Genomic DNA, 19,160 nt, shown 5'->3' with positions numbered 1-19,160 from the left:
GGCGCTATCCGCCGCAAATCGTCCCTAATGTACGTGCAACGCGGCCCGCGTCGGCAGAGCGGCCCCGTTCCGGCGGGGAGATCGCATGGCTTCGAGGGTATACACCGGCGGGTGGCCGCGGGTCTGGATCGTGGTACTGGCGATCCTGTTGCTCGGCCTGCCGACGGGTTGCGGGCCGTTTGGTCGGCACCATGAGGGAGGCGAGCCCCCGCCGAGTGCCTGGCAGAAGATCATGGATATGGCCGGTCGCAACGGCGAAGTCTCCAAGGAGATGGCGCTTGCCGCGTTCGCCACAGTCTACGAACCGCTCCCCGGGGTGGCACCGGTCCCGGGCGACCGCCGCGAACTGACTTCGGGGTCGGCCGCGTTGCGTTGGATCAAGTCCGTCTGGGACGAGATCACGCCGGAGCAGCGCGCCGCGATCGATGCCATCCGCACGCCCGACGAGCCGTCCGAGGAAACCGAACCCGGCGGCACGAAGGGCTCGGCCAGACCGCTCGGGACACTCACGGACCTTCCGGCGAACGCCTCCTGTCCGAAGGCGCGCCGAACAATCCGGGCCTTCGCACGCAGCTCGTCGGCTGGTGGATGACAGTCTCGCAAACCATCGGGTTGAACGTTCCCGCGCCGAACTTCGGCGCCTGCGTGTCTGCGACGCCCGCACCATCCGACCCATCGGAAATCATCCTCGCGGATATCCTGGGCTGGTTTACGGGAAAAACCCCGCAGTGCCTGATCCATTTCTATCCGAAGTTCTTCGACACGAGCGACCCGGACCACGACGCCGACGCAGCCATCCTTCACGAAGTCACCCACTGCGCGGCGGGCGTGGCCATCGGGAATCCAAAGGCGTACCTCAACATCCCGTCGTGGGTGGCCGAGGGGCTGGCCGATTGGGTGACCGGCAAGCTGTTCGGCAGGTTCAACCAATCCTCCCTCAAGTGGAACGGCTACCTCAGCCACGCCGGTAGGCCACTCGTCAAGTCGTCGTACGAAGCCATGGGATTCTGGTGGGAGTTGGACTACCGCAGGATCGACGTGTGGAACCGCTTCGTCCCGGTCGTCCGGGCGTCGGCGGATGCGGACACCGGACACAGCGATGCCGAGTTCACCGCCGCGTTGGGCGGCAGCGCCGACGACATCCGACAGAGTTGGCCCGCCAGTTACACACGCGATCCCGCACACGGCCCCGCGTGGACGACGCAGGGGGCGGCCATCACCGGCGCGAAGGAGAAGCTGACCACGTCTCTCCGCGTCGCCGACGGTACCTCCGAGGACATCGATTCGTTGCCACTGGCGGCCGCAGTGACGGCGCTGAACGTCACCGCGGAGGTGCTGCGGTTCACTCCCGGCCCGAACGGCGCGCCCGGCGGCAGATTCGGACCTGGCGACGCGGGCGACTTCGTCTTCCCGGCCGCGCTTTCGACGGTGTTCTGCACGATGGGGGCCGACTGCAAGTGTCCGGAGGACACAGCGGGAGCGGGCACACAATTCCAGCCCATCCCCAAAGGGCGCGCCTACCTCGGCATCAGCGGAGGCGACAAGCCGGGCACCATGACATTCACCGGCATCCGGCTCAATGCCTTCTGCGGCCCCGCGAAGCAAAAGCCGAAGCCCGGCGCCGGCTCGGCACCGTCGGCCCCCGCTCCCGCGCCCATGCCCGGCTGTCGGCCACCGAGCCCCCCGGTGCCGCGGCCACGCCCGGCACCCGCAGGCAACGCGGTACAGGCCGCCCCCGCACGCCCGGTTCTCCCCCGCCGCGAGGGAGAGAGTTGCGCCACGGGCGGCAGCAACGGCGATCCGCACCTGGTGACCTTCGACAACCTGCGCTACGACCTGCAATCCGTGGGCGAGTTCACCCTCGCAGGCTCACAGGCCGACGGGCTGCTCGTGCAGGCGCGCCAGAAGGCCTATCCCGGTTTGACCACGGCGAGCATCAACGGCGCACTGGCCGCGAACGTCGTGGGCGACCGGGTCGGCCTGTATCTGACCGACGGCCCGGAGGTGATCGAGGTTCATCTGAACGGCGCCACGGTCGCCCCGCCGCCGGGTGACACGGCGTTGCCGCACGGCGGGGTGCTGACGAGGCAGGGTGCGGGCGCCGCCACGTTATACAGCGTCGTCTGGCCCGACGGAAGCCGCCTGCACGTGAGCACCATCGGCGCTTTCGGCCTCCGGGCGGACGTGGCGGTGCCATCCGCTCGGCGGGGGCGCATGGAGGGCTTGCTGGGTAACTTCGACGGCCGACCCGATAACGACCTGGACATGGGCGCGGGCAACACGCTCGCCGTCCCCGCCAGGCCCGACGACTTGCACGGCCCGTACGCCGACCGATGGCGCATCACGCAGGAAGCCTCGTTGTTCGACTACGCCCCGGGCCAGTCGACGGCGACGTTCACCAATCACCGATTCCCCACGCCTCCCACCGCCTTGGCCGCACGCGACCGGGCCGACGCGACGTGTCGGGCCGCCGGGGTCACGGATCCCGAACTGGTCGGGGACTGCATCTTCGACGTGGCCTCGACGGGGCGCGAGGAGTTCGCCGCCGCGACCGCGGCGCAGGAGGCGTTCCAAGCGGCCACGCGCCGCACGGCACCGACCGACGAGAAGGCTCCGGGCCGGTCCGAATGTCACGCGGAGGACAACGGCGACGTCACCGCGCGCTTCAGGCTGATCATCGGGGACACCGAACAACTCGGCAGTGCCTTCGCCTGCACGGGCTTCCTCCCGGCGGGAAGCCCGAGGTATGAACTGCGCTTCGTGAGCGAGGTCGGGCAGAAGACGCACTTCAACCACCTGCCGGGGGGTGAATGCCGTTTCCGATGGCGGCTGTACGGGAGCATCGACGACGAACGGAAAGGGGTGGCACCGTTGTTGCCCGCCGTCTCGATCTGCCAGGACCTGAGCGTACTCACCCTCCCGGAAACCTCGACGTACGTCATTGTCGTCGACAAGCCGGACGCGGTTCTCTCGGGCACGTACGGGTTCAGACTCACGACACGCTGAGAGCCGAGGTCGGTGCGGGGGCGGCGACGGCGGCCGGCAGGAGACGGTCTGTCGCAACGCCCCCGGAACGTGACGACGGCAGTTCCGGCCAGGGCGGCGTCAGCCGAGACCAGGACGCTCTTCGTGGACCTCGGCTTTCCCGGTATGGGCCTCAGCGCCTCACCCGACGGAGCGTGAGGCAATGGTTCGTCGGACTTCGTTCTGCATCACGGGACATGCGGCTGGTCCGTGTTTGCGGATTCCCGGTGTTCGGCGGGTGAGGCTGATCGCCGGCCGGCACGCTGGATGTCTGTGGTGAGAGGGCGTGAGTGGGTGCCGGGCGTGCGTTGATCGTGGGGATCGGGCGTTTCGAGGCGGATGCTTCGGGTGGCGAGGTTCCGGTCGGTGGGTCGTCGTGGGCGGATTTGCCGTTCTTGGACGAGGTGGTGCCTCCGGTCGCGGCGGCGCTGGCGCGTCTGGGGTATGCGACCGAGGTGCCCCGGGACGTCGGCTCGGCACGGTTGCGCGCGGCGGTGGCGGACACGATCGGGAGTGCGCGGGTGGTCTATGTGGCCTCCCATGGCAGGGCGAGCGGCGCGAATCCGGGGCGTGTGGACGTGGTGCCGGCGGATGCCCGGGTGGGGCACGGGACAAGCGCCTCGCAATGGGTGGACGATGCACAGGAGTCCGGTACGGCGACGTTGTTTCTGTTCGATCTGTGCCGGTCCGGTCGCGCCGCGGCGCTGCCCCACTTGGTCCACGCGTCGCGCACGCCGGCCAGTGCGTGGGTGATCGCGGCGTCGGGCGGCGGCGAGGACGCGTACGACGGGCGGTTCAGCGTTGCGCTGGCCGAGGTGCTGGAGGAGGTCGCGCGGACCGGGCTGGACACCGACGCTGCGCGGTCCCACGTGCCGTTCTCCAAGGCGGCGCGGCGGGTGCGGCAGCGGGTGGAGCGGATGCCGGGGCCGGTGCAGAGCGTGCAGAGCACCGCGATGGTCCTGGCCGAGGACGAGCCGGCGCTGCCGTTCTTCCCGAACCGCGCCTACGACCCGGCCGCCGCGAGGGTGGCGGATGTGGATCCCGCGCTGCGGGTGTTCCTCGCCCCGGGTGACGCGCGGCACTTCGCCGACAAGGCCGGTGCGCAGTTCACCGGCCGGCGTTCCCAGTTGCGTGCGCTCGCGCCGTGGCTGGACGATATCGAGGCGGGTGGTCTCCGGGTGGTGGTGGGTAATCCCGGGGTGGGCAAGTCGGCGCTGCTGGGCGCGCTCGCGTGTGCCGCGCACCCCGAACTGGTCACGGTGGCGCCGCATGTCCGTGCGCGCCTGGGCCGCGATCCGCTGGGCTGCCCCTCGGTCAACGACAATTTGGCCGCGGTCCACGCCCGCGGTCGTACCGCGGCCGAGGTGTTCGCCTCGATCGCCCGCCAGCTCGACCTGGCGCCCGTACCGGACGCACCGGTCGACGCGCGAGCAGTTCGGTGTCGTGGATGCTCCAGTCGCCGAATCTCCGTACGAGTGTCGCGGTGGGGCGTCGGTGCAGCAGGTTTGTCAGGTCGCGCAGGAGTATGTGGGCGGTGTGGGGTGTCAGGGTGGCGGCGAGTTCGTCGGGGCGGGTGTGGGGGTGGCGTAGCGCGAGCTGTTGGTGGTCGAGGTTGTGGGTGCGGGTGGCGAGTGCGGCCAGGCCCCGGGGTTCGGGGTCGGGGATGTCGGTGAGCAGGTGTTCGTTGCCGAGGAGGCCGAGGGCGAGTTGGGCGCTTTCGGCGTCGGGGGTATCGGCGAGTGCGTGCGGGATGAGGTTGTCGCCGAGGGCGTGGTCGGGGTGGGTGGTGCCGGGCATCCGGCGGATGACGGCCCAGAGCAGGTTGGAGAGTTCCCACGGTGTCGTTGCGTGGGGAAGGGCCGCGGCGAGCAGGGCGAGGGTGTCGTTGTCGCGGTCGCGCCAGTGGGTGGAGAGTTCGTGGGCGCGTCGGGAGCCGCGGTTTTCGACGTCGCCCTGGGCGATCCAGGCGCGGGCCACCTCGGCGGTGGCTTCCGCGTCCTGGGCCAGTACGGCGGCAAAGAGAGTGGGTGGTGCCGACCCCGGGAAAGGGTTGTGAAGCGGGTGAGTGTGAGTTCGCGGTCGCCTCCGGCGTCCGCCGGGACCGCGACCACATCCGCCGGGTAGGGCGCGGCTTCCCGTTCCAGCAGCGCGAGGGCGGCGACCGCGCGGACGGCGGCGACCGGATCCGTCACGGCGTCGCGCAGGCGCCGTACGCGGGCCTGTGGATCGGGGTCGATCCGGGTGAGGACGATCAGGGCCTCCGCCCGCACGGCGGGCACCGGTTCCCTCGCGAACGTCGCGGCCGGTGCACGCGTCGCCGCCTGCAGGGTCTCCGGGTTCGCGCGGCGGGCCACCCGCACCGTGCGGCGGCGCACCCGCGGGTCGTCGTCGGCGAGCAGGTGCAGCAGGCCGGCGACTTCCGTCCCGACCCGCTCGTGTCCGTCCTCGTCGTCCCCGCCCGACGGCTCGGGCCCCCGGCCGCCCGCACCGGCGAGCAATCCGAGCGCACCCGCTCGTCCGTGACGCGCGTGCACGGCGGCGTGAGCGAGGAACGGCACCGCCGCCACCGTCGCCGAATACACCGACCCCTGATGCAACACATGATTGAACAACCAGTCCACGGCGTCGGCGGCGCAATCCTCGTCGGCCGAGTACAAAACCCGAATTCAGTCCGGGACGTCGCCGCCGTCCCCGTAGGCGCGGTACAGCGACGGCCAATCGATCGTGTCGAGTTCCTCGGGTGATCTCACGCCAGCGAAAGGTAGCGTCCCGGACCGTCATCACGAGGAGCGGCGCCATGCTGCCCCGGGCGCAGCAACCCGCCAGTCATCGTGACCGGTTCTTCACCCACAGCATCCAACCGTTCAATAGGATCGCTGCTCACAAGGATGTTCTCGTGCCGCGTCGGGGAACGGCCGCCCGGCCGGCGCTTCGAGAATGCGCCTGGGGCATACGGGGGTTGCGAGTGGGGACTGCGGTTCCGCCGGAACTGGCGGAGGCGTTGGGGTGGACGGGGGTCGAATGGCCGGCCATCGATGCGCAGGCGTGGGACGCGATGGCGGACGCGTACAACGTGTACGCGGGTGAGGTGGACGCGGCGCGGATGGACGCAGACGCGGCGGCCACCGAGGTGGTGAACGCCAACAAGGGCTCGGCGGTGGACACGTTCGCCGGCTACTGGGGGCAGGTCTCCGGAGCGCATCTGGTGGGCGTGTTCAACGCCGCCAAGGAAATGGTCGGGGCGTTCCGGAACGCGGCGATCGAGGTCCGCAACGCCCAGTCCGAGGGGGAGGGGCACCTACGGACCCTGCAGCAGAAGGTCGCCGGGCTCCGGGCGGAGGGTCGGGTGCCGCCGGCGGGACCGCCGGGTGACATCTACGAGGTGTCCTCGGCCCGGGCCGCGCTCGAGCACTGCTTCCAGGCGATGACCGACAAGGTCGGCGCCCTGCTGGGCACGGCCCGCGACAAGGGCGGCCTGGCCGGGCTGACCCACCAGTCGGGCGAACTCGTCGACCGCGACCTGGAAGCCGCCGCTCCCACTGCGCCTGCCTCCGCCGGAGCGTCGCCGGCGGGGCACGCTCCCGCGGCCAGGACGAAGATCGCCGCGACGATGGACCCCGGAGGCGGCCCCTGATGCCGGGCAAACCGCCGCCGAGACCACCGAACCCGCCCAAGCCCAACACGCCCGACATCACCAAACCGGGAGCTTCGGAACCCGCCAAGCCCGGCACCCCACCGAAGGCCACATCGCCGCCCAAGGGCACCAACGCCCCGGGCGCCGAACCCGAGGGACCACGATTCGATCCCCCGGACCAGCCCCAGGGGCCCGACCGCACCCAACCGGGCAACCCGTTCTCCTCCGGGCCCGAAGGCGACCGGCCCGGCGCGCCACCGTCCTCCTCGACGCCCTACATGCCGCGGATCGAAAGCGGCTCGAAACCACCGTGGAAGGCCCCGGCGCCGTCCGCGCCGGGCGCCGACACGGTGACCGTCCCGCAGACCCTCGAGGGCGCCGCCGCGCGCATGGATGCGGCCGGACAGCGCATCGTCGCCGCCCAGGGCGCACTGGACAAGCAACTCGCGGGAGCAACCCCCCTGGGCAACGACCGCTACAGCGCCGCGCTCAAGGCCGGCCAGGAGGCGATCGTCACCGACTTCCGGCGAGGCACGGTTCGAGCGCCGGACATGGTGGCCAAGACGGGAACGAACCTGCGCCGGCAGACCGGCAAGGTGGTGGCCACCGACCAGGAGCAGGCGGACCGGACGAAACGCCTGCCCGGTGGCAAGATCAACCAGCCCCGGAGCGGTGGCGGTGGTGGTTCCGCGCCGGGCGCCGGCGCCGGTGGAGCGGGCCGACCCGGCAGCGCCCGCATACCCGGCGGCGCCCCGGGCGGACCCGGGACCCGGCCGGGCGGCGGAGGCGGTCGCGGCGGTCGCGGTTCGGGCGGGGGAGGGGCCTCGACGCCTTCGCCGCAGTACGGTCCTCCTCCGCAACGGCCGCCCACTCCGGCGTCCATCCGCCATTCGGCGGCCTCGAACACGCACATCCTCACCGGTGACGGAGGCAAGTCCGGCGGCCACCGATCCGGACTCGGCAAGCCCAACAAGACGGAATTCCCCCGGAGTTGGAAGGATTCGGACATCATGGCGGTGACGGAGGACATCGCCCGTTCCGGCGCCCCCGTCAAGGGTCCGTACCCGTCGAGCGGCCCCAACGGCGAGCGCCTGTGGGCCTACGACTACCAGGGCACCCGTCGCGTCGGAGGGAAACCGCCCGACGTCACGGTCACCGTCACCGTCCTGGAGACGGGCGAGATCAGGACGGCCTACCCCCATGCCGGTCCCGGCGTCACGACGAATCCCCCGAGCCCCCCGTACCCCTCCGACGCACCCCAGGGCGTCACACCCAAATACCGGCACCCGGACCTGGGCGGCGACGGCACCTGGACCTACGAGGGCACCAAACGCAACGAACTCATCCGCCAGGAGGTCGACCCCGGCGGAACCACCGTGGCCCGCTACCGTCGGGACCGGGACGGAAACTGGGTACCGCAACGACAGGACCCCCAGGGAAGATGGACCGATGCCTGAGGACACGATGACCGGCCCGCTCTCCGCCCGCGAGGCGCATCTTCGTCTGCTCATGCTCATGTCGGGCCGCGTCAGCGACGACCAACTCGACGTGTCGTGGGGACCCATGATGGGCGGCGAGGACGACTTCGCCCTGACGAACCTGATCGCCGGCCTGATCCACGAGGGCGTGCCCATCACCGAACACGAGGCCGAACTCCTGCACATCGCCGCCGACGGCGAGGACATCGACACCGACGGCGTCGAGATCGTGCCCGACGGCCCACAGGCGGCCTACTACACGTTCACCCCCGAGGGTCCCGACGCGCCCGACGACCTGGACGCGGCAATCACGACCTGGGCGGCCGGCCGCAAGGACGTCCCGTGGATCGGCCGCACACGACGCGTCGCCCCACACCAGGACCCCGGCGACCCGGACACCTGGGTCTACGTCGTCCGACTCGCGCCCGACGGCAACCCGCCCGTCATCAGGGGCACGATCAAGACACTCATGTACGGAACCGGTACGGACTACCCCGTTGAAGTGTTCACCCGCCGCCAATGGCTCCCGCCGTACCAGAAGGCCGCACTCGCCGCCGCCATCGAACTCCCCGCAACCTGACGCGTTTCTCGTTGACGCCCGCGGCGACCGCCCCGGCCGGACGATGCCTCGGCTGGCTGGGGCGAACCGGGTCGCGACGGGCCAGATTTGGGGAACTGCCCGGATGCCGCATGCTCTTCCGTCTGCACAGCGTTCCCGATGGCGGACGTCCGACGTTCCGCTCGGCTGACCACGCCCACCCACTGAAGACGATCCGGTAGAGGGCGGCGTTCGCTTGGCAGTCGTCGCCGCGGTTCGGCCGGCGGCGCTGTCCGGGCCGACTCCGCGGACTTCCAGCAGGCCGGGCGTGCTGACTTCGACGGCCTCGGCTATCCGCTTGTTGAGATCGTCGATCTCCTCGGTCAGGTGCCGGATGCGGCGGGCCAGCAGCCTCAAGGTGTGACGAGCGGCCCCGCCCGGCCCCCTCACGTGCTGGAGATCGAGGTCGGCGCACCGCTTGAACAGGCGCGGGTTGCTCAACCCCGCGAGCGACTCGCGGAGGGCCGAGTCCGCCGAGACCAGGATGCTCTTGAGCTGGTTGATCGCCTGGGTCCTGGACTTGACTGCGGACCCTTTTGCCAGCTTGAACAGCCGGAGCATCTCTACCGGGCCGTCGCCGGTCTTCGCCGCAGCGGTGGCGCGTCCGGTCAGCACGGCGCGGACTGCGGCCTCGGCGTCGATGGCGTCGGTCTTGCCGTGGCGGCGTCGTGCGGCTTGTCGGGCTGGTTGACCTCGGTCACCTCGATGCCCTCGGCGCGCAGATGACGAGTCAAAGCGGCTCCGTAGGAGCCGGGGCGCTCGATTCCGGCCCGGGCCTTCTGCTTGCCGACCTGGGCATCCGAGCACACCGCGAACGCGCGCAGTGGCACCTACGCCCCGTAGGACCACTCACGCAGGGTCTGTGACAGCAAGGCGATGGAGGGCACCAAGAACAGGACGGTGGTGTGCTCGCCCTGGCCAGCCTCGACCCGCTCCTTCTGCAGCCGCTCCACGATCTTCAGGCTGGTGAAGGTCATGCCGGTGCCGCAGGCCATGATGAGCTTCCCGAGGTTGTGCTCGGCGAAGCCATCGAAGACCGCGTTGATGGCCTCACCGAGCCCGTGCCTGTGAATACAACACCAACTACGGAAATCGCATGGGCAGTGCTGCTCTTTGGGTCGATGTCGCGGACTCTGTCATCGGAGACGACATTCTGGAGCCGGCCTGCGGAACCGGGCAGTGGACGCGTTACCCGGTTGACCGAGTGAGCACCCTGACGGCCCTCGACGCGGGCGCCGGAGATGCTGGCTATCGCTCGGGAGCGGGTGGCCGATGCGTCGGTCACCTTCCTTGAGGCCGACGTCTTTCAGTGGGTGCCGCTACGTCGGTACGACACGGTGTTCTTCGCCTTCTGGCTCACTCATGTCCCGAGGAGCCGCTTTGCTGCGTTCTGGGCGATGCTTCGCCAGGCGCCGAAGCCGGGCGGCCGTGTCGTGTTCGTGGATGACGGTCTGCGGAAGGCTGAGATCGAGACGTTGCTGCCGGGCGCCGACCCAACCGTCGTTGGTCGTGAGCTGGTCGACGGGACGGTGTATCGGGCCGTGAAGGTCCTCCACGAGCCGCAGGAGCTGATGGCCGCGTTGGAGGCACTGGGGTGGACCGCGAATGTGCGTGACAGCGGCCCGCACCATGTAATCGGCGAAGCCACCCCCCGAGACGCCGACTGACGGAGACGATTCCTGATCTCTGCGTGTTGATTCGGTGGCTTTCGGTATTCATCGGGGCGGGGCTCGACGCTGTGTTAGCTTTCTGTTACCGCTGGCCCTCGTTGTAGTCGCCGCACGCGCTTGTGGGTCCACGGCCGACCCGCAACCCCTTCATGGAGTAGTGCATCGCATGGCGAGATACCTCATCACGAGCGCCCTCCCGTATATCAACGGGATCAAGCACCTCGGCAATCTCGTCGGCTCCATGTTGCCTGCCGACGTGTACGCGCGGGGTACCTGCGCCAGCGTGGGCACGAGGTCCTGTACGCCTGTACGCCTGTACGCCTGTGCGACGGACGAGCACGGGACCCCGGCCGAACTTGCGGCCAAGGACGCGGGGCTGTCGGTGGCTGAGTTCTGTGCGCAGCAGCACGACCTGCAGGCGCAGATCTACGCGGGCTTCGAGCTCTCCTTCGACCACTTCGGCCGAGCTCCTCCGCGCAGAACCGCGAGCTGACGCAGCACTTCGGCAACCGGCTTGCCGAGCGGGGGCTGATCGAGGAGCGCGTGGTCAAGCAGGTGTACTCGCACGCGGACCAGCGGTTCCTGCCCGACCGCTACGTGATCGGCACATGCCCGCACTGCGGGTACGACGCGGCGCGCGGTGACCAGTGCGAGAACTGCACGCGCCTGCTCGACCCCACGCAGCTCATCGATCCTCGGTCCGCGATCAGCGGCAGCCACGATCTCGAAGTCCGGGACAGCAAGCACCTGTTCTTCCGGCAGTCGCAGCTGGCGCCGCGGCTGCGGGAGTGGATCGAGTCCCGCGAGGGTTGGCCGACGCTGACCACCTCGATCGCCCTGAAGTGGCTGAACGAGGGCCTGGAGGACCGCGGCATCACCCGCGACCTCATGACGGTGCCGTCGGTGGCGGTGGACGGGGTGGTCTCGAAACACCGGGCGGTGATGCTGGCCGGCTGGCGTTCTCCCAGGCCCGGTACAACTGTGCGGCGGTGGCGATGAGCCGTTCGGCGGCCGGTCCGGTGCCGTGGACCGTGGTCGTTTGGACGACGGCGGCGCTGAGGGTGTTCTCGTCGAACAGGCCGATGCTGTCGGTGCCGCGCAGGCCCTCGACACGCACGCAGGTGGTGCGCCCGTCGTGGCCGGCCATGTAGGCGGTCAGGTCGCACAATTGCGCCCATGTGAGTTCGGTGGTGTCGAGCGGGTGGGTGTGCGTGGGGGAGGAGAGACGGATGTCGCGGTTGCGGAGGGTGCCGGGGGTTGTCGCCGTAGAGCGGGCCGGTGGCGCGCATGAAGTCGGCGAACCCGCACAACCGTCCCGTGAGGCGGCCGTCGTCGGTGCTTTGGATGTGGGCGAGGGGGTGGACGCCGCGTGAGCGAGGGGGACCAGGATCGAGCCGCCGGGGGCGAGTTGCTCGAGCGAGTGGGGAGGCACCGATGACGCCGCAGGTGGCGACGATGAGGTCGTTGGGCCCGAGTTCGGGCGGCCCTGGGTATCCGTCGCCGAGGTGCGCGGTGACGCGGCCGGTGTAGTCGGCGCGGGTGAGGGAGGCGCAGGCTTCGTCAACGACGACCTGTGCGGCGTCGAGGGTGTGCACGCTCGCGCCGGTCGGTTCGGCCACCAGCGCGGCATGGAAGCCGGTGCTGGCGCCGATCTCCAGGACGCGGCGGATCGGCGCGCGGGCGGTCTGGCGGGCGATGACGTCGAGGAACGCGGCTATGGCGGACGGCTGGGGGGTAGTCGCACGGGGTCGGTGTCGATGGCTTGGTGGGTGATGTGGCTGGTGTTGCGGACGCGGGGTGTAGGAGCCCCAACGGCACCGACACGCCTCCGAGGCGGGCGGGATCGGCCGCGGAACAGGCTACGTTCCGGTGGCGTCGAGGGGGTGTGATTGGGCCAGTCCGCCGGTGAGGACGGTGGCCGGCGCGTCGGGTGCGGTGGGGACCCGGATCAGGACGCAGGCGAGGAATGTTTCCTTGACGGTGGTGAAGGGGCCGCTCCGGCCCAGGAACGCGATGGTCGTGGGGGCGGTGGCGGTCAGGTGTGCCTGGGGTATCAGGGCCTTGGCCTCGATCGTCTTGTCCAGGACGCAAGGGACCAGGCGGTCGCCGGTGGCGGTCCGGAACGTCTGCCGGACGACGGGGCGGGCGGTGACGGTGGTGGTCTGCGACATCCGCTCGTCCCGGTGGGCGTCGTCCTCGATCCGCTTGCGCAGGTCGGCGGTGTAACTACCCGGCGCGAGGCGGGCCTCGGACGCGCCGGGCCCGGCGGGCACCGACATCACCGCCGCGTATCGCCCGCACACCGTCGCGGCGTCGCCCGCGGTCGTGGTGTGTGCGGAGCCGGAGGCGTCGCGGGCGACGTCGTCGAGTGTGGGGCGAGCCAGGCGTTCGGGGCTCGCGCTCGCCGTCGCCGGTGGGTCGCCCACCCGGGCGTGGGCGGTGAACACGGCCTTCCACGGCGCGCCGGGCGTGTCCTGGACGAAGTGGACGACGGCCTTGTCCTCGCTGTCGGCACCGGTGGCGGCGACGGCGACGAACGTGCGGGGATGGCCGCTCGCCCGGGGGATCCAGAACTGCGGATCGAGGTGGGTGAACGGCTTGTACGGTTCCCGGTCCGGGCGTGCCCGGTCGGCACGGTACGACGCCAGTGACCCCTCCAGCAGTTCGCCGCCCTCCACCCCGGCGAGGCGGTCGCCGTCGAGTGTCGCGTTCGCCGTGTTGTTCTCGGTGTCGTAGTGCTCCAGAACCTGCCGGGCCTCGGCCTCGGAGATCGCCGGCGGGTCGGGGGCCGGGGCCACCGCCGACACGCTCGGCACGGGTCCGGTGTCCCCGCCGCCCGACGAACAACCCGCCACCGCGCATGTCGCCGACACCAGCACGGCCACCGTGGTACCGAGACGTCTCATCCATCCGCGCATACGGTTCCCCCGAACTCCGGTCCATCACCGACCAGTCCACACTCCCACACGCCTGCGACGACGGGCGGGCCGCCGCGGTGCGGACGACGCGCACACCACCGCACGCACGTCGAACCCCGCTGGCGCCGGGGACCGGTTCGCCATGACGCGCGCAACGATCGACCCGATCGCGGGAAACCCGGCATCCCCGGGACCGGCGCGAGCCCCGAGCGGCGATGGACCGGCGTCGTGATCGACCTCACCGACGCGAACGGTGAGGGCCTCCACAAGGAAGTGAGCCTCCAGCAGGTCGAGCACGCGATGGAGCGTCGCCGGGCAGTGTGCGACCGGCCGCTGCACCGGGACGAAACATGGGAAGTGCCGGACGGTCGCGCGAGAAGCCCCTCGACGCGTGTGGCGGGTCCGCCCTACGACCGGGCAGCGGTCCGCGGCGGTTGCGGTACTGCACGGTTGGCCCTTCCTTCGAAGACGGGCGCCGGCGACCGGTATGCGCTCGACGTTCGGCGAACGCACGGCGGCATGTTCCTCAGGTGGCGGCACTGCGTCATGCGTCCGTAAGGTGTGCGTCGATGTAGCGGGCGAGAGTCAGCGCGTCCTGAGGGTTGTCTGCCTGGAAGGTGACCCGGCGGATCAGGCTGACGCCGTTGGGCGTGATGCCCTCGCGGGCGAGGACGAAGAGCAGGGCCAGGAAGGCGGATCGGGCGTTGCCGTCGTCGAACGGATGGAAGAAGCAGACGTCGAGGTAGGCCCGTGCGGCACGCGCGGTGACAGGCGGTACCCGCCCGTCGGCCGCCTGGCTTTCGCTCAGGCAACCGTCGAGGCGCGTACGGGTGTCCGGGCTGATGCCGTAGCGTTCGCGGCCGCCCTTGGCAAAGGCCGGAAGGCTGCGAAACTGCGGCGGCTCGGGTGTGCCCAGGACGTGTTGCTGCCATCTGCGCAGCAGTTCGAAGTCGAGCGGGGCGCCGCGCGCAGCGTCGAGCCGCACCAACTCCAGGGCGGCCAACAGCCCGTCGGCGCGGGCAGGATCGATGGCCCCGTCGAAAGCGCGAATGTCCTCCGTGGCACCGTCGCGCGACACGGCTGCGGGAGCGCCCGTGCCACGGTCCGATGCCTCGTGCCAGGGCACGACCTCCCGGAGCTCCAGCCAGCGCTGGAGGTGGTCGGGCGCGACCACGGCGGGCCGTGCCCCGGTGTCCGGACGGACCGACAGCGCGAGCCGCTCGACGACGTCCTCGATCAGTACCGTGTCGGGCCCGGTCCAACTCTCGAACCGGCCGCCGATGGCCCGCCGGACCATGTCCCGCGCGACGTCGGGAGCCACTCCCCACCGGCTGAGGAACCAGGTCAGCACCTGCTCGCAGTGCCCGTACCAGCCGCTTTCACAGCCGGTGCGATCGACCACGTGCCGGATGAGGTTCCGGGCGGCACATTCCCACAGGATCCGGTGTTCCTCCACGGATTCCGGATCCAGCGGGTACGTCTCGAACCATCCGGCGAGGCTCTCCAGCCACTCCCGCCACTCGCACAGCGCCGTCACCACTTGCGCGAGCGTCTCCGGCGGGGTGGTGATCGAATCGCGCATGCAGCACCAGTTCCCGACCGGCCCACCGTCGAAGTCCCCCTCGCCCTGCGACCATCGCCAACCCACCGCCCAGCGCCCGTAGTACTCGACAAGGGCGTGCGACATGGCGTCCGCCCACGGCCTGGCCACCTCCCAACTCCAGACGTTCATCGCCGAGTCGGCGATGGAGACATCGGGTCGGCTCGGTATGCACCGAGCCGGCCCGAGTGAACGCACCACTTGCGTTGCGGACGCGGGGTTGAACGGATGACGGGCAGGGTCCACCTCGTCCCACATCAGATGGCTAGGAGCCAGGTCGGGGATCATTGCGCAAGCCTGCCATGCCCATCCGGGGTGCACTCAAGCGGATTGCCGCGCCGCTCGGCATCGCCGTGTGGCCTCGCCGTGAGTGTCGGGCCGAGCGTGTTCGGGGCGTGGATCACGTCCGTTCGAGGAACCCCATCTACGGGCCATCGTCGCTTCCCGACGCCGCCTGGATCGGCCGACCTCTCCCTCCTGCGTGCACAACCGCAGCGTTGCCGCTTGTGGCGAGGGCATCCTGGTGTACCCACTCACGGGCAGGGCGCCCGGATTGTAGGCATGGGGGTCTCGGGGCGGGGTCGGTTCGTTGTTCCTCGTCCTCGATCGGTGCGTTGGGAGTACGTTCCGGCCGGAGCGGTCCGGGTTTCGGGAGGCCGCAGGATCCTTGGGGGTTTGCCGTGGTGGACGCACGCACGTATCGACTGTGGGGGGCGTTGGCGTGCCGTGAGGACCTTCCGGAGGCGGCCTTCGCGTCGGTGGTGGACGCGTTGACGGTGCCGTCCCGCGATGCCGAACACACCGACCGGTGGCGTCGGGACGCGTTGGATGCCGCGCTTCCCGTGCTGTTCGCGCGTGTGCGCGAACCCGCGCTGCGTGCGGACCTGATTCGCGCGGTGACCCGCGAGGCGGTCGCGGACCACATTCGGGAAGGCCGGCTCGGCGTCGAGGACTTGCCGATGGTCACCGCGGCCCATCGGGTGTGGCCCGACCTGGTCGTGGCGTTGGCCGGCTCCGGCCACGTACGCGTTGCCGCGGATCTCGTGAACTCCCTGAACGATTGGGACCTGGACTCGGTCGCCTCGTACTGGGACATCCGGCAACGCGGTGAACCCGCGCACCCGATGCCCGACGAACTGCTCGACGCGATCCTGCACCGGTGCCTGGGCCCGTGCGCGTCGGCCCTGGCCGATCCGGGCGCGCCGTCGTGCCCCGTGGACTGGGTGCGGTCGACGGGAGGGTTGTCTTCCTGGCGTGCGGGGGCGTTCCATCCTTCCGCCTGGCGAGTGCTCGAAAGGTGCCCCGACCGATGGCCGGAACTGGTCGACCACCCGCACCTCGGGCGGGCGGTGCGCCACGTCCTGCTCACACACGCCGACACCCAGGCCCTGGACGACGCCATGCTCGAGATCTGCCTGCCTGTGTTGACCTGCCCCGAACTGGCCCGCCTGCCCAGGCCGTCGGTGACCCAGCGCGAGCGTCTGGGTGAGATCGCCGAACGTGTCCGGAGACACCCGCGTGTCCTGGGGATCGCCGCCGCCGAGGTGCACGCCGCCGTGTCGGAGTGCATGCGACGAGGACGCCTGTCAAGCGCGCGGATCCTGTCCGACGACGCCGTTCCCCGGCTCGCCCGCGATCTCGCCACGGTCGGTGACAATGCGCGTGACCTGACAGTGTTGTGCGATCGCCTTGCCCGACTGCCACGCCCCACCGTCGTCGTCCACGCCGAGGAAGGCCGCTACGGACCGGGGCCCGAGCTGGATCGGCACCAAAGCCGACGCATCGACGCCCTCGCCCACCTGGCGACGAACCCGCACACCCCGCGCGACGCCGTGGCCGCCGTCCTGGAGCACCTCCATCCCGCCGAACTACGCGCCCTCGCACGCACCGACACCGCGCCCGGCTGGTTGCGCAGCCTTGCCCACGACGCGCCCGCCGACGACACGACCGTGCGCCTGCTCACCGACGACGAGCTCGACGCCCATCCCGACCCCGCGGCGGTTCTGGCGTCCTGGCTGGACCGGACCGGCGACGACGATCACTTCCACACGGTGCAACACGCGGTGCGACAGTCCCGCCACTGCACGTTGGACCTACTGCTGCGACTGCCCGTCGACGACGTCCTGGGGCAAGGTGCAGCGGACACGACCGCCCCGTTGCTGATCGCCACCTGCGGCGCGGACCCTGCCCGTTGGGCGGAATTGTCCACTGCTCTGGACCGACTTCCTCGTTGCGTTGCCCTCGGCACGTTCCTCGAATCCCTCGCCGTGCCATCCGCCCCGATGTCCTCACCCTGAGACGACTTCTCTTGCGGCGGCCGCGTACGGCCCACGCCGACGACCTCTTGCCGTGTGGTGTCGTGTCGTTCACGCGAGCATCCGTGTCGCTGCGGACCGCAGTCGGGTGTCCGGGGGCAGTTCGGTGGGCGGGGCGAAGATGTCGTCGTTGGGCAGTACACGGCGGTCGGTGGTGGCCCAGTGCAGGAGGTGCGGCCGCAGGTAGGTGGGGTAGGGCGGGCCGATCGCCAGGAGCGTTTCGAGTGCGGGCAGGGGGAGCGTTTCGGCGAGATCGGTCAGGACCGGCACGGCTGTGGAGCGGTCGCCGGTGATGCGCCAGTGGGCTTCGGCGGCATCCAGCCGTGTCCAGTCGTAGTCGGCGGCGAGGAAACCCTCGACCAGTGGAAGCAGTGGTGCGGCCGTCGGCCCCAGGCGGCCCGCCTCCTCCAGGCATTGCCAGTCGCCCTCGAGGCTGCGTGCCAGCAGGTCCAAAGCCGGGGCCGGGTCGGCGCCGAGACGGGCGGCGGTGACCGTTGCGGCGGTGGTGAGTTCGCCGGGGTTGCCGCGGGCGTTGTGGGCGAGCAGGGCGAGCAGTTCGGTGTCCCGGATGCCCCAGTCGCCGAAGCGTCGTAGGAGCGTCACGGTGGGGTGTCGGCGCAGCAGGTCCTTGAGGTCCGGCAGGAGGGTGCGGGCGGAGTGGGGTGTCAGGGTGGTGAGGAGTTCGTCGGGACTCGCGTGGGGGTGGCGCAGCGCGAGCCGTTGATGGTCGACGTTGTGGGTGCGGGTGGCGAGCGCGACCAGTGGCCGGGGTTCGGGGTCGGGGACGGCGATGAGCAGGCGTGCGTCGCCGAGGAGGCCGAGGGCGAGTTCGGCGGTGGTGGTGTCGGCGAGTGCGTGAGGGATGAGGTTGTCGCCGAGTGTGGTGTCGCGGTGGGGGGTGTCGGGCGCCCAGCGGATGACGGCGACGAGCACTTCGGACAGGTCCCAGGGTGTCGCCGTGTGGAGGAGGGCGGCGGCGAGCAGGACGAGGGTGTCGTTCTCGCGGTCGCGCCAATGGGCGGAGAGTTCGTTGGCTCGTCGTGAGCCGCGGCCTTCGACGTCGCCCTGCGCGATCCAGGCGCGGGCCACCGCCGCGGTGGCGTCCGCGTCGTGGGCCAGTACCGCGGCGACGCGGGAGTCGGTGTCGCCGATCCCGGGAAAGAACTCGATCCGGTTGACGGCGAGTTCGCGGCCGCCCCCGGCGTCGGCGAGGACCGCGACCAGGTCCGCCGGGTAGGGGGCGGACTCCCGTTCCAGGAGCGCGAGGGCGGCGACCGCGCGGACGGCGGCGACCGGGTCCGCCAACGCGTCGCGGAGGCGCCGCGTGCGGGCCTGTGGGTCGGGGTCGATGCGGGTGAGAACGATCAGAGCCTCCGCGCGGACGGCCGGGATCGGGTCCGTCGCGTAGGTCACGGCCAGTTCGCGCACCGCCGCCGGCAGGGCTTCCGCGCCGGCGCGGCGCATGACCCGCACGGCTCGACGGCGCACCTCGGGGTCGTCGTCGCCGAGCAGATGCAGCAGGCCGAAGACTTCGGCCCCGACCCGCGTGTGCCCCTTTTCCTGATCGCCGGCCCGCGGCACGGGGCCCTCGCCCCCGGCGCCCGCGAGCAACGCGAGTACTCCCGCCCGTTTGTGAACGGTGTGCACGGCGGCGTGGGCAAGGAACGGCACGGCCGCCACGGTCGCCGGATATACCGACCCCTGATGCAACACATGGTTGAACAACCAGCGCAGGGCTTCGCCGGCGCGATCCTCATGCTCCGAGTACAGGGACCGTATCCGGTCCGGGACGTCGCCGGCGTCCCCGTAGGCGTGGTGCCGCGACGGCTACTGAGATTTTCGGTTTGGGGTGACGGTGGGGCGGGTTGTGGGTGTATGCCGGTGTCATGCGGTATCCCGACGGGGGCGGCCTGACCGCGAAAC

At 70.7% G+C, this 19,160-nt stretch carries 14 protein-coding genes and 2 pseudogenes; 8 read left to right on the top strand and 8 right to left on the bottom strand.

The window, feature by feature from the left end; genetic code table 11:
- Positions 1-130 precede the first annotated feature (130 nt).
- Positions 131-592: a hypothetical protein gene (locus tag ACFXKZ_RS49955; RefSeq protein ID WP_380014346.1), complete on the top strand. Its 462-nt coding sequence runs from the start codon at positions 131-133 to the stop codon at positions 590-592.
- On the top strand, positions 589-3,006 hold the full coding sequence (locus ACFXKZ_RS49950; RefSeq protein ID WP_380014343.1) for a VWD domain-containing protein: 2,418 nt from the start codon (positions 589-591) through the stop codon (positions 3,004-3,006). Before ACFXKZ_RS49955 ends, ACFXKZ_RS49950 begins: the two co-directional genes overlap by 4 nt.
- 544 nt (positions 3,007-3,550) lie before the next feature.
- On the opposite strand, the gene ACFXKZ_RS49945 is transcribed toward ACFXKZ_RS49950, so the two are convergent.
- The gene (locus tag ACFXKZ_RS49945; protein ID WP_380014340.1) at positions 3,551-3,973 is read right to left on the bottom strand and encodes a hypothetical protein; all 423 of its coding nucleotides are present in this window, start codon (positions 3,971-3,973) and stop codon (positions 3,551-3,553) included.
- A 365-nt stretch (positions 3,974-4,338) separates the two neighbouring features.
- Positions 4,339-5,001 (bottom strand): hypothetical protein, encoded by a 663-nt coding sequence (locus ACFXKZ_RS49940; RefSeq protein WP_380014337.1) that lies wholly within the window; start codon positions 4,999-5,001, stop codon positions 4,339-4,341.
- Positions 5,002-5,989: 988 nt separating this feature from the next.
- Here ACFXKZ_RS49940 and ACFXKZ_RS49935 point away from each other — a divergent pair.
- Genes ACFXKZ_RS49935 through ACFXKZ_RS49925 form a run of 3 tightly spaced genes read left to right on the top strand, consistent with a single transcriptional unit; the run spans position 5,990 to position 8,716 of the window.
- Complete coding sequence (locus ACFXKZ_RS49935) at positions 5,990-6,658, top strand: hypothetical protein (RefSeq protein ID WP_380014334.1); 669 nt, start codon at positions 5,990-5,992, stop codon at positions 6,656-6,658.
- Positions 6,658-8,115 (top strand): hypothetical protein, encoded by a 1,458-nt coding sequence (locus ACFXKZ_RS49930; RefSeq protein ID WP_380014331.1) that lies wholly within the window; start codon positions 6,658-6,660, stop codon positions 8,113-8,115. The genes ACFXKZ_RS49935 and ACFXKZ_RS49930 overlap by 1 nt, the downstream gene beginning before the upstream one ends.
- Positions 8,108-8,716 (top strand): hypothetical protein, encoded by a 609-nt coding sequence (locus ACFXKZ_RS49925; protein WP_380014328.1) that lies wholly within the window; start codon positions 8,108-8,110, stop codon positions 8,714-8,716. The genes ACFXKZ_RS49930 and ACFXKZ_RS49925 overlap by 8 nt, the downstream gene beginning before the upstream one ends.
- 626 nt (positions 8,717-9,342) lie before the next feature.
- Here the strand turns inward: ACFXKZ_RS49925 and ACFXKZ_RS49920 are convergent.
- Complete coding sequence (locus ACFXKZ_RS49920) at positions 9,343-9,564, bottom strand: hypothetical protein (protein WP_380014325.1); 222 nt, start codon at positions 9,562-9,564, stop codon at positions 9,343-9,345.
- Positions 9,565-9,729 (bottom strand): DEAD/DEAH box helicase family protein, encoded by a 165-nt coding sequence (locus ACFXKZ_RS49915; RefSeq protein ID WP_380014322.1) that lies wholly within the window; start codon positions 9,727-9,729, stop codon positions 9,565-9,567. It abuts the gene before it with no gap.
- Between the two features lie 246 nt (positions 9,730-9,975).
- Here ACFXKZ_RS49915 and ACFXKZ_RS49910 point away from each other — a divergent pair, with 246 nt between their 5' ends.
- Together ACFXKZ_RS49910 and ACFXKZ_RS49905 are read left to right on the top strand one after the other, a co-directional pair.
- Entirely contained in the window at positions 9,976-10,401 is a 426-nt protein-coding gene (locus ACFXKZ_RS49910) for a class I SAM-dependent methyltransferase (protein WP_380014319.1), read from the top strand.
- 169 nt (positions 10,402-10,570) lie between these two features.
- A pseudogene (locus tag ACFXKZ_RS49905) lies at positions 10,571-11,403 on the top strand (class I tRNA ligase family protein).
- A 452-nt stretch (positions 11,404-11,855) separates the two neighbouring features.
- Here ACFXKZ_RS49905 and ACFXKZ_RS49900 read toward each other — a convergent pair.
- The 3 genes and pseudogenes from ACFXKZ_RS49900 to ACFXKZ_RS49890 all read right to left on the bottom strand — a co-directional run.
- Positions 11,856-12,248, bottom strand: a pseudogene (locus ACFXKZ_RS49900) (hypothetical protein); the annotation flags it as partial.
- A gap of 15 nt (positions 12,249-12,263) precedes the next feature.
- Entirely contained in the window at positions 12,264-13,310 is a 1,047-nt protein-coding gene (locus ACFXKZ_RS49895; protein WP_380014316.1) for a hypothetical protein, read from the bottom strand.
- 556 nt (positions 13,311-13,866) lie between these two features.
- Entirely contained in the window at positions 13,867-15,054 is a 1,188-nt protein-coding gene (locus tag ACFXKZ_RS49890; RefSeq protein ID WP_380014313.1) for a Fic family protein, read from the bottom strand.
- A 551-nt stretch (positions 15,055-15,605) separates the two neighbouring features.
- Here ACFXKZ_RS49890 and ACFXKZ_RS49885 point away from each other — a divergent pair.
- Complete coding sequence (locus ACFXKZ_RS49885; RefSeq protein ID WP_380014310.1) at positions 15,606-17,219, top strand: hypothetical protein; 1,614 nt, start codon at positions 15,606-15,608, stop codon at positions 17,217-17,219.
- A gap of 69 nt (positions 17,220-17,288) precedes the next feature.
- On the opposite strand, the gene ACFXKZ_RS49880 is transcribed toward ACFXKZ_RS49885, so the two are convergent.
- Positions 17,289-18,908 (bottom strand): HEAT repeat domain-containing protein, encoded by a 1,620-nt coding sequence (locus tag ACFXKZ_RS49880; protein WP_380014307.1) that lies wholly within the window; start codon positions 18,906-18,908, stop codon positions 17,289-17,291.
- Between the last annotated feature and the right edge of the window lie 252 nt (positions 18,909-19,160).

Origin of the sequence: Embleya sp. NPDC059237 (genome assembly GCF_042754105.1) — a bacterium.
GTDB lineage: Bacteria > Actinomycetota > Actinomycetes > Streptomycetales > Streptomycetaceae > Embleya.
The sequence above is the reverse complement of the archived record's forward strand: the minus strand, read 5'-3'. Positions and strand labels throughout refer to the sequence as shown.

What these genes read in the sequence shown, in the direction of transcription:
- ACFXKZ_RS49950 (WP_380014343.1), top strand. Translation starts at nt 589, where the DNA reads ATGACAGTCTCGCAAACCATCGGGTTGAACGTTCCCGCGCCGAACTTC.
- ACFXKZ_RS49930 (WP_380014331.1), top strand. Translation starts at nt 6,658, where the DNA reads ATGCCGGGCAAACCGCCGCCGAGACCACCGAACCCGCCCAAGCCCAAC.
- ACFXKZ_RS49925 (WP_380014328.1), top strand. Translation starts at nt 8,108, where the DNA reads ATGCCTGAGGACACGATGACCGGCCCGCTCTCCGCCCGCGAGGCGCAT.
- ACFXKZ_RS49915 (WP_380014322.1), bottom strand. Translation starts at nt 9,729, where the DNA reads ATGGCCTGCGGCACCGGCATGACCTTCACCAGCCTGAAGATCGTGGAG.
- ACFXKZ_RS49910 (WP_380014319.1), top strand. Translation starts at nt 9,976, where the DNA reads ATGCTGGCTATCGCTCGGGAGCGGGTGGCCGATGCGTCGGTCACCTTC.
- ACFXKZ_RS49895 (WP_380014316.1), bottom strand. Translation starts at nt 13,310, where the DNA reads ATGAGACGTCTCGGTACCACGGTGGCCGTGCTGGTGTCGGCGACATGC.
- ACFXKZ_RS49890 (WP_380014313.1), bottom strand. Translation starts at nt 15,054, where the DNA reads ATGAACGTCTGGAGTTGGGAGGTGGCCAGGCCGTGGGCGGACGCCATG.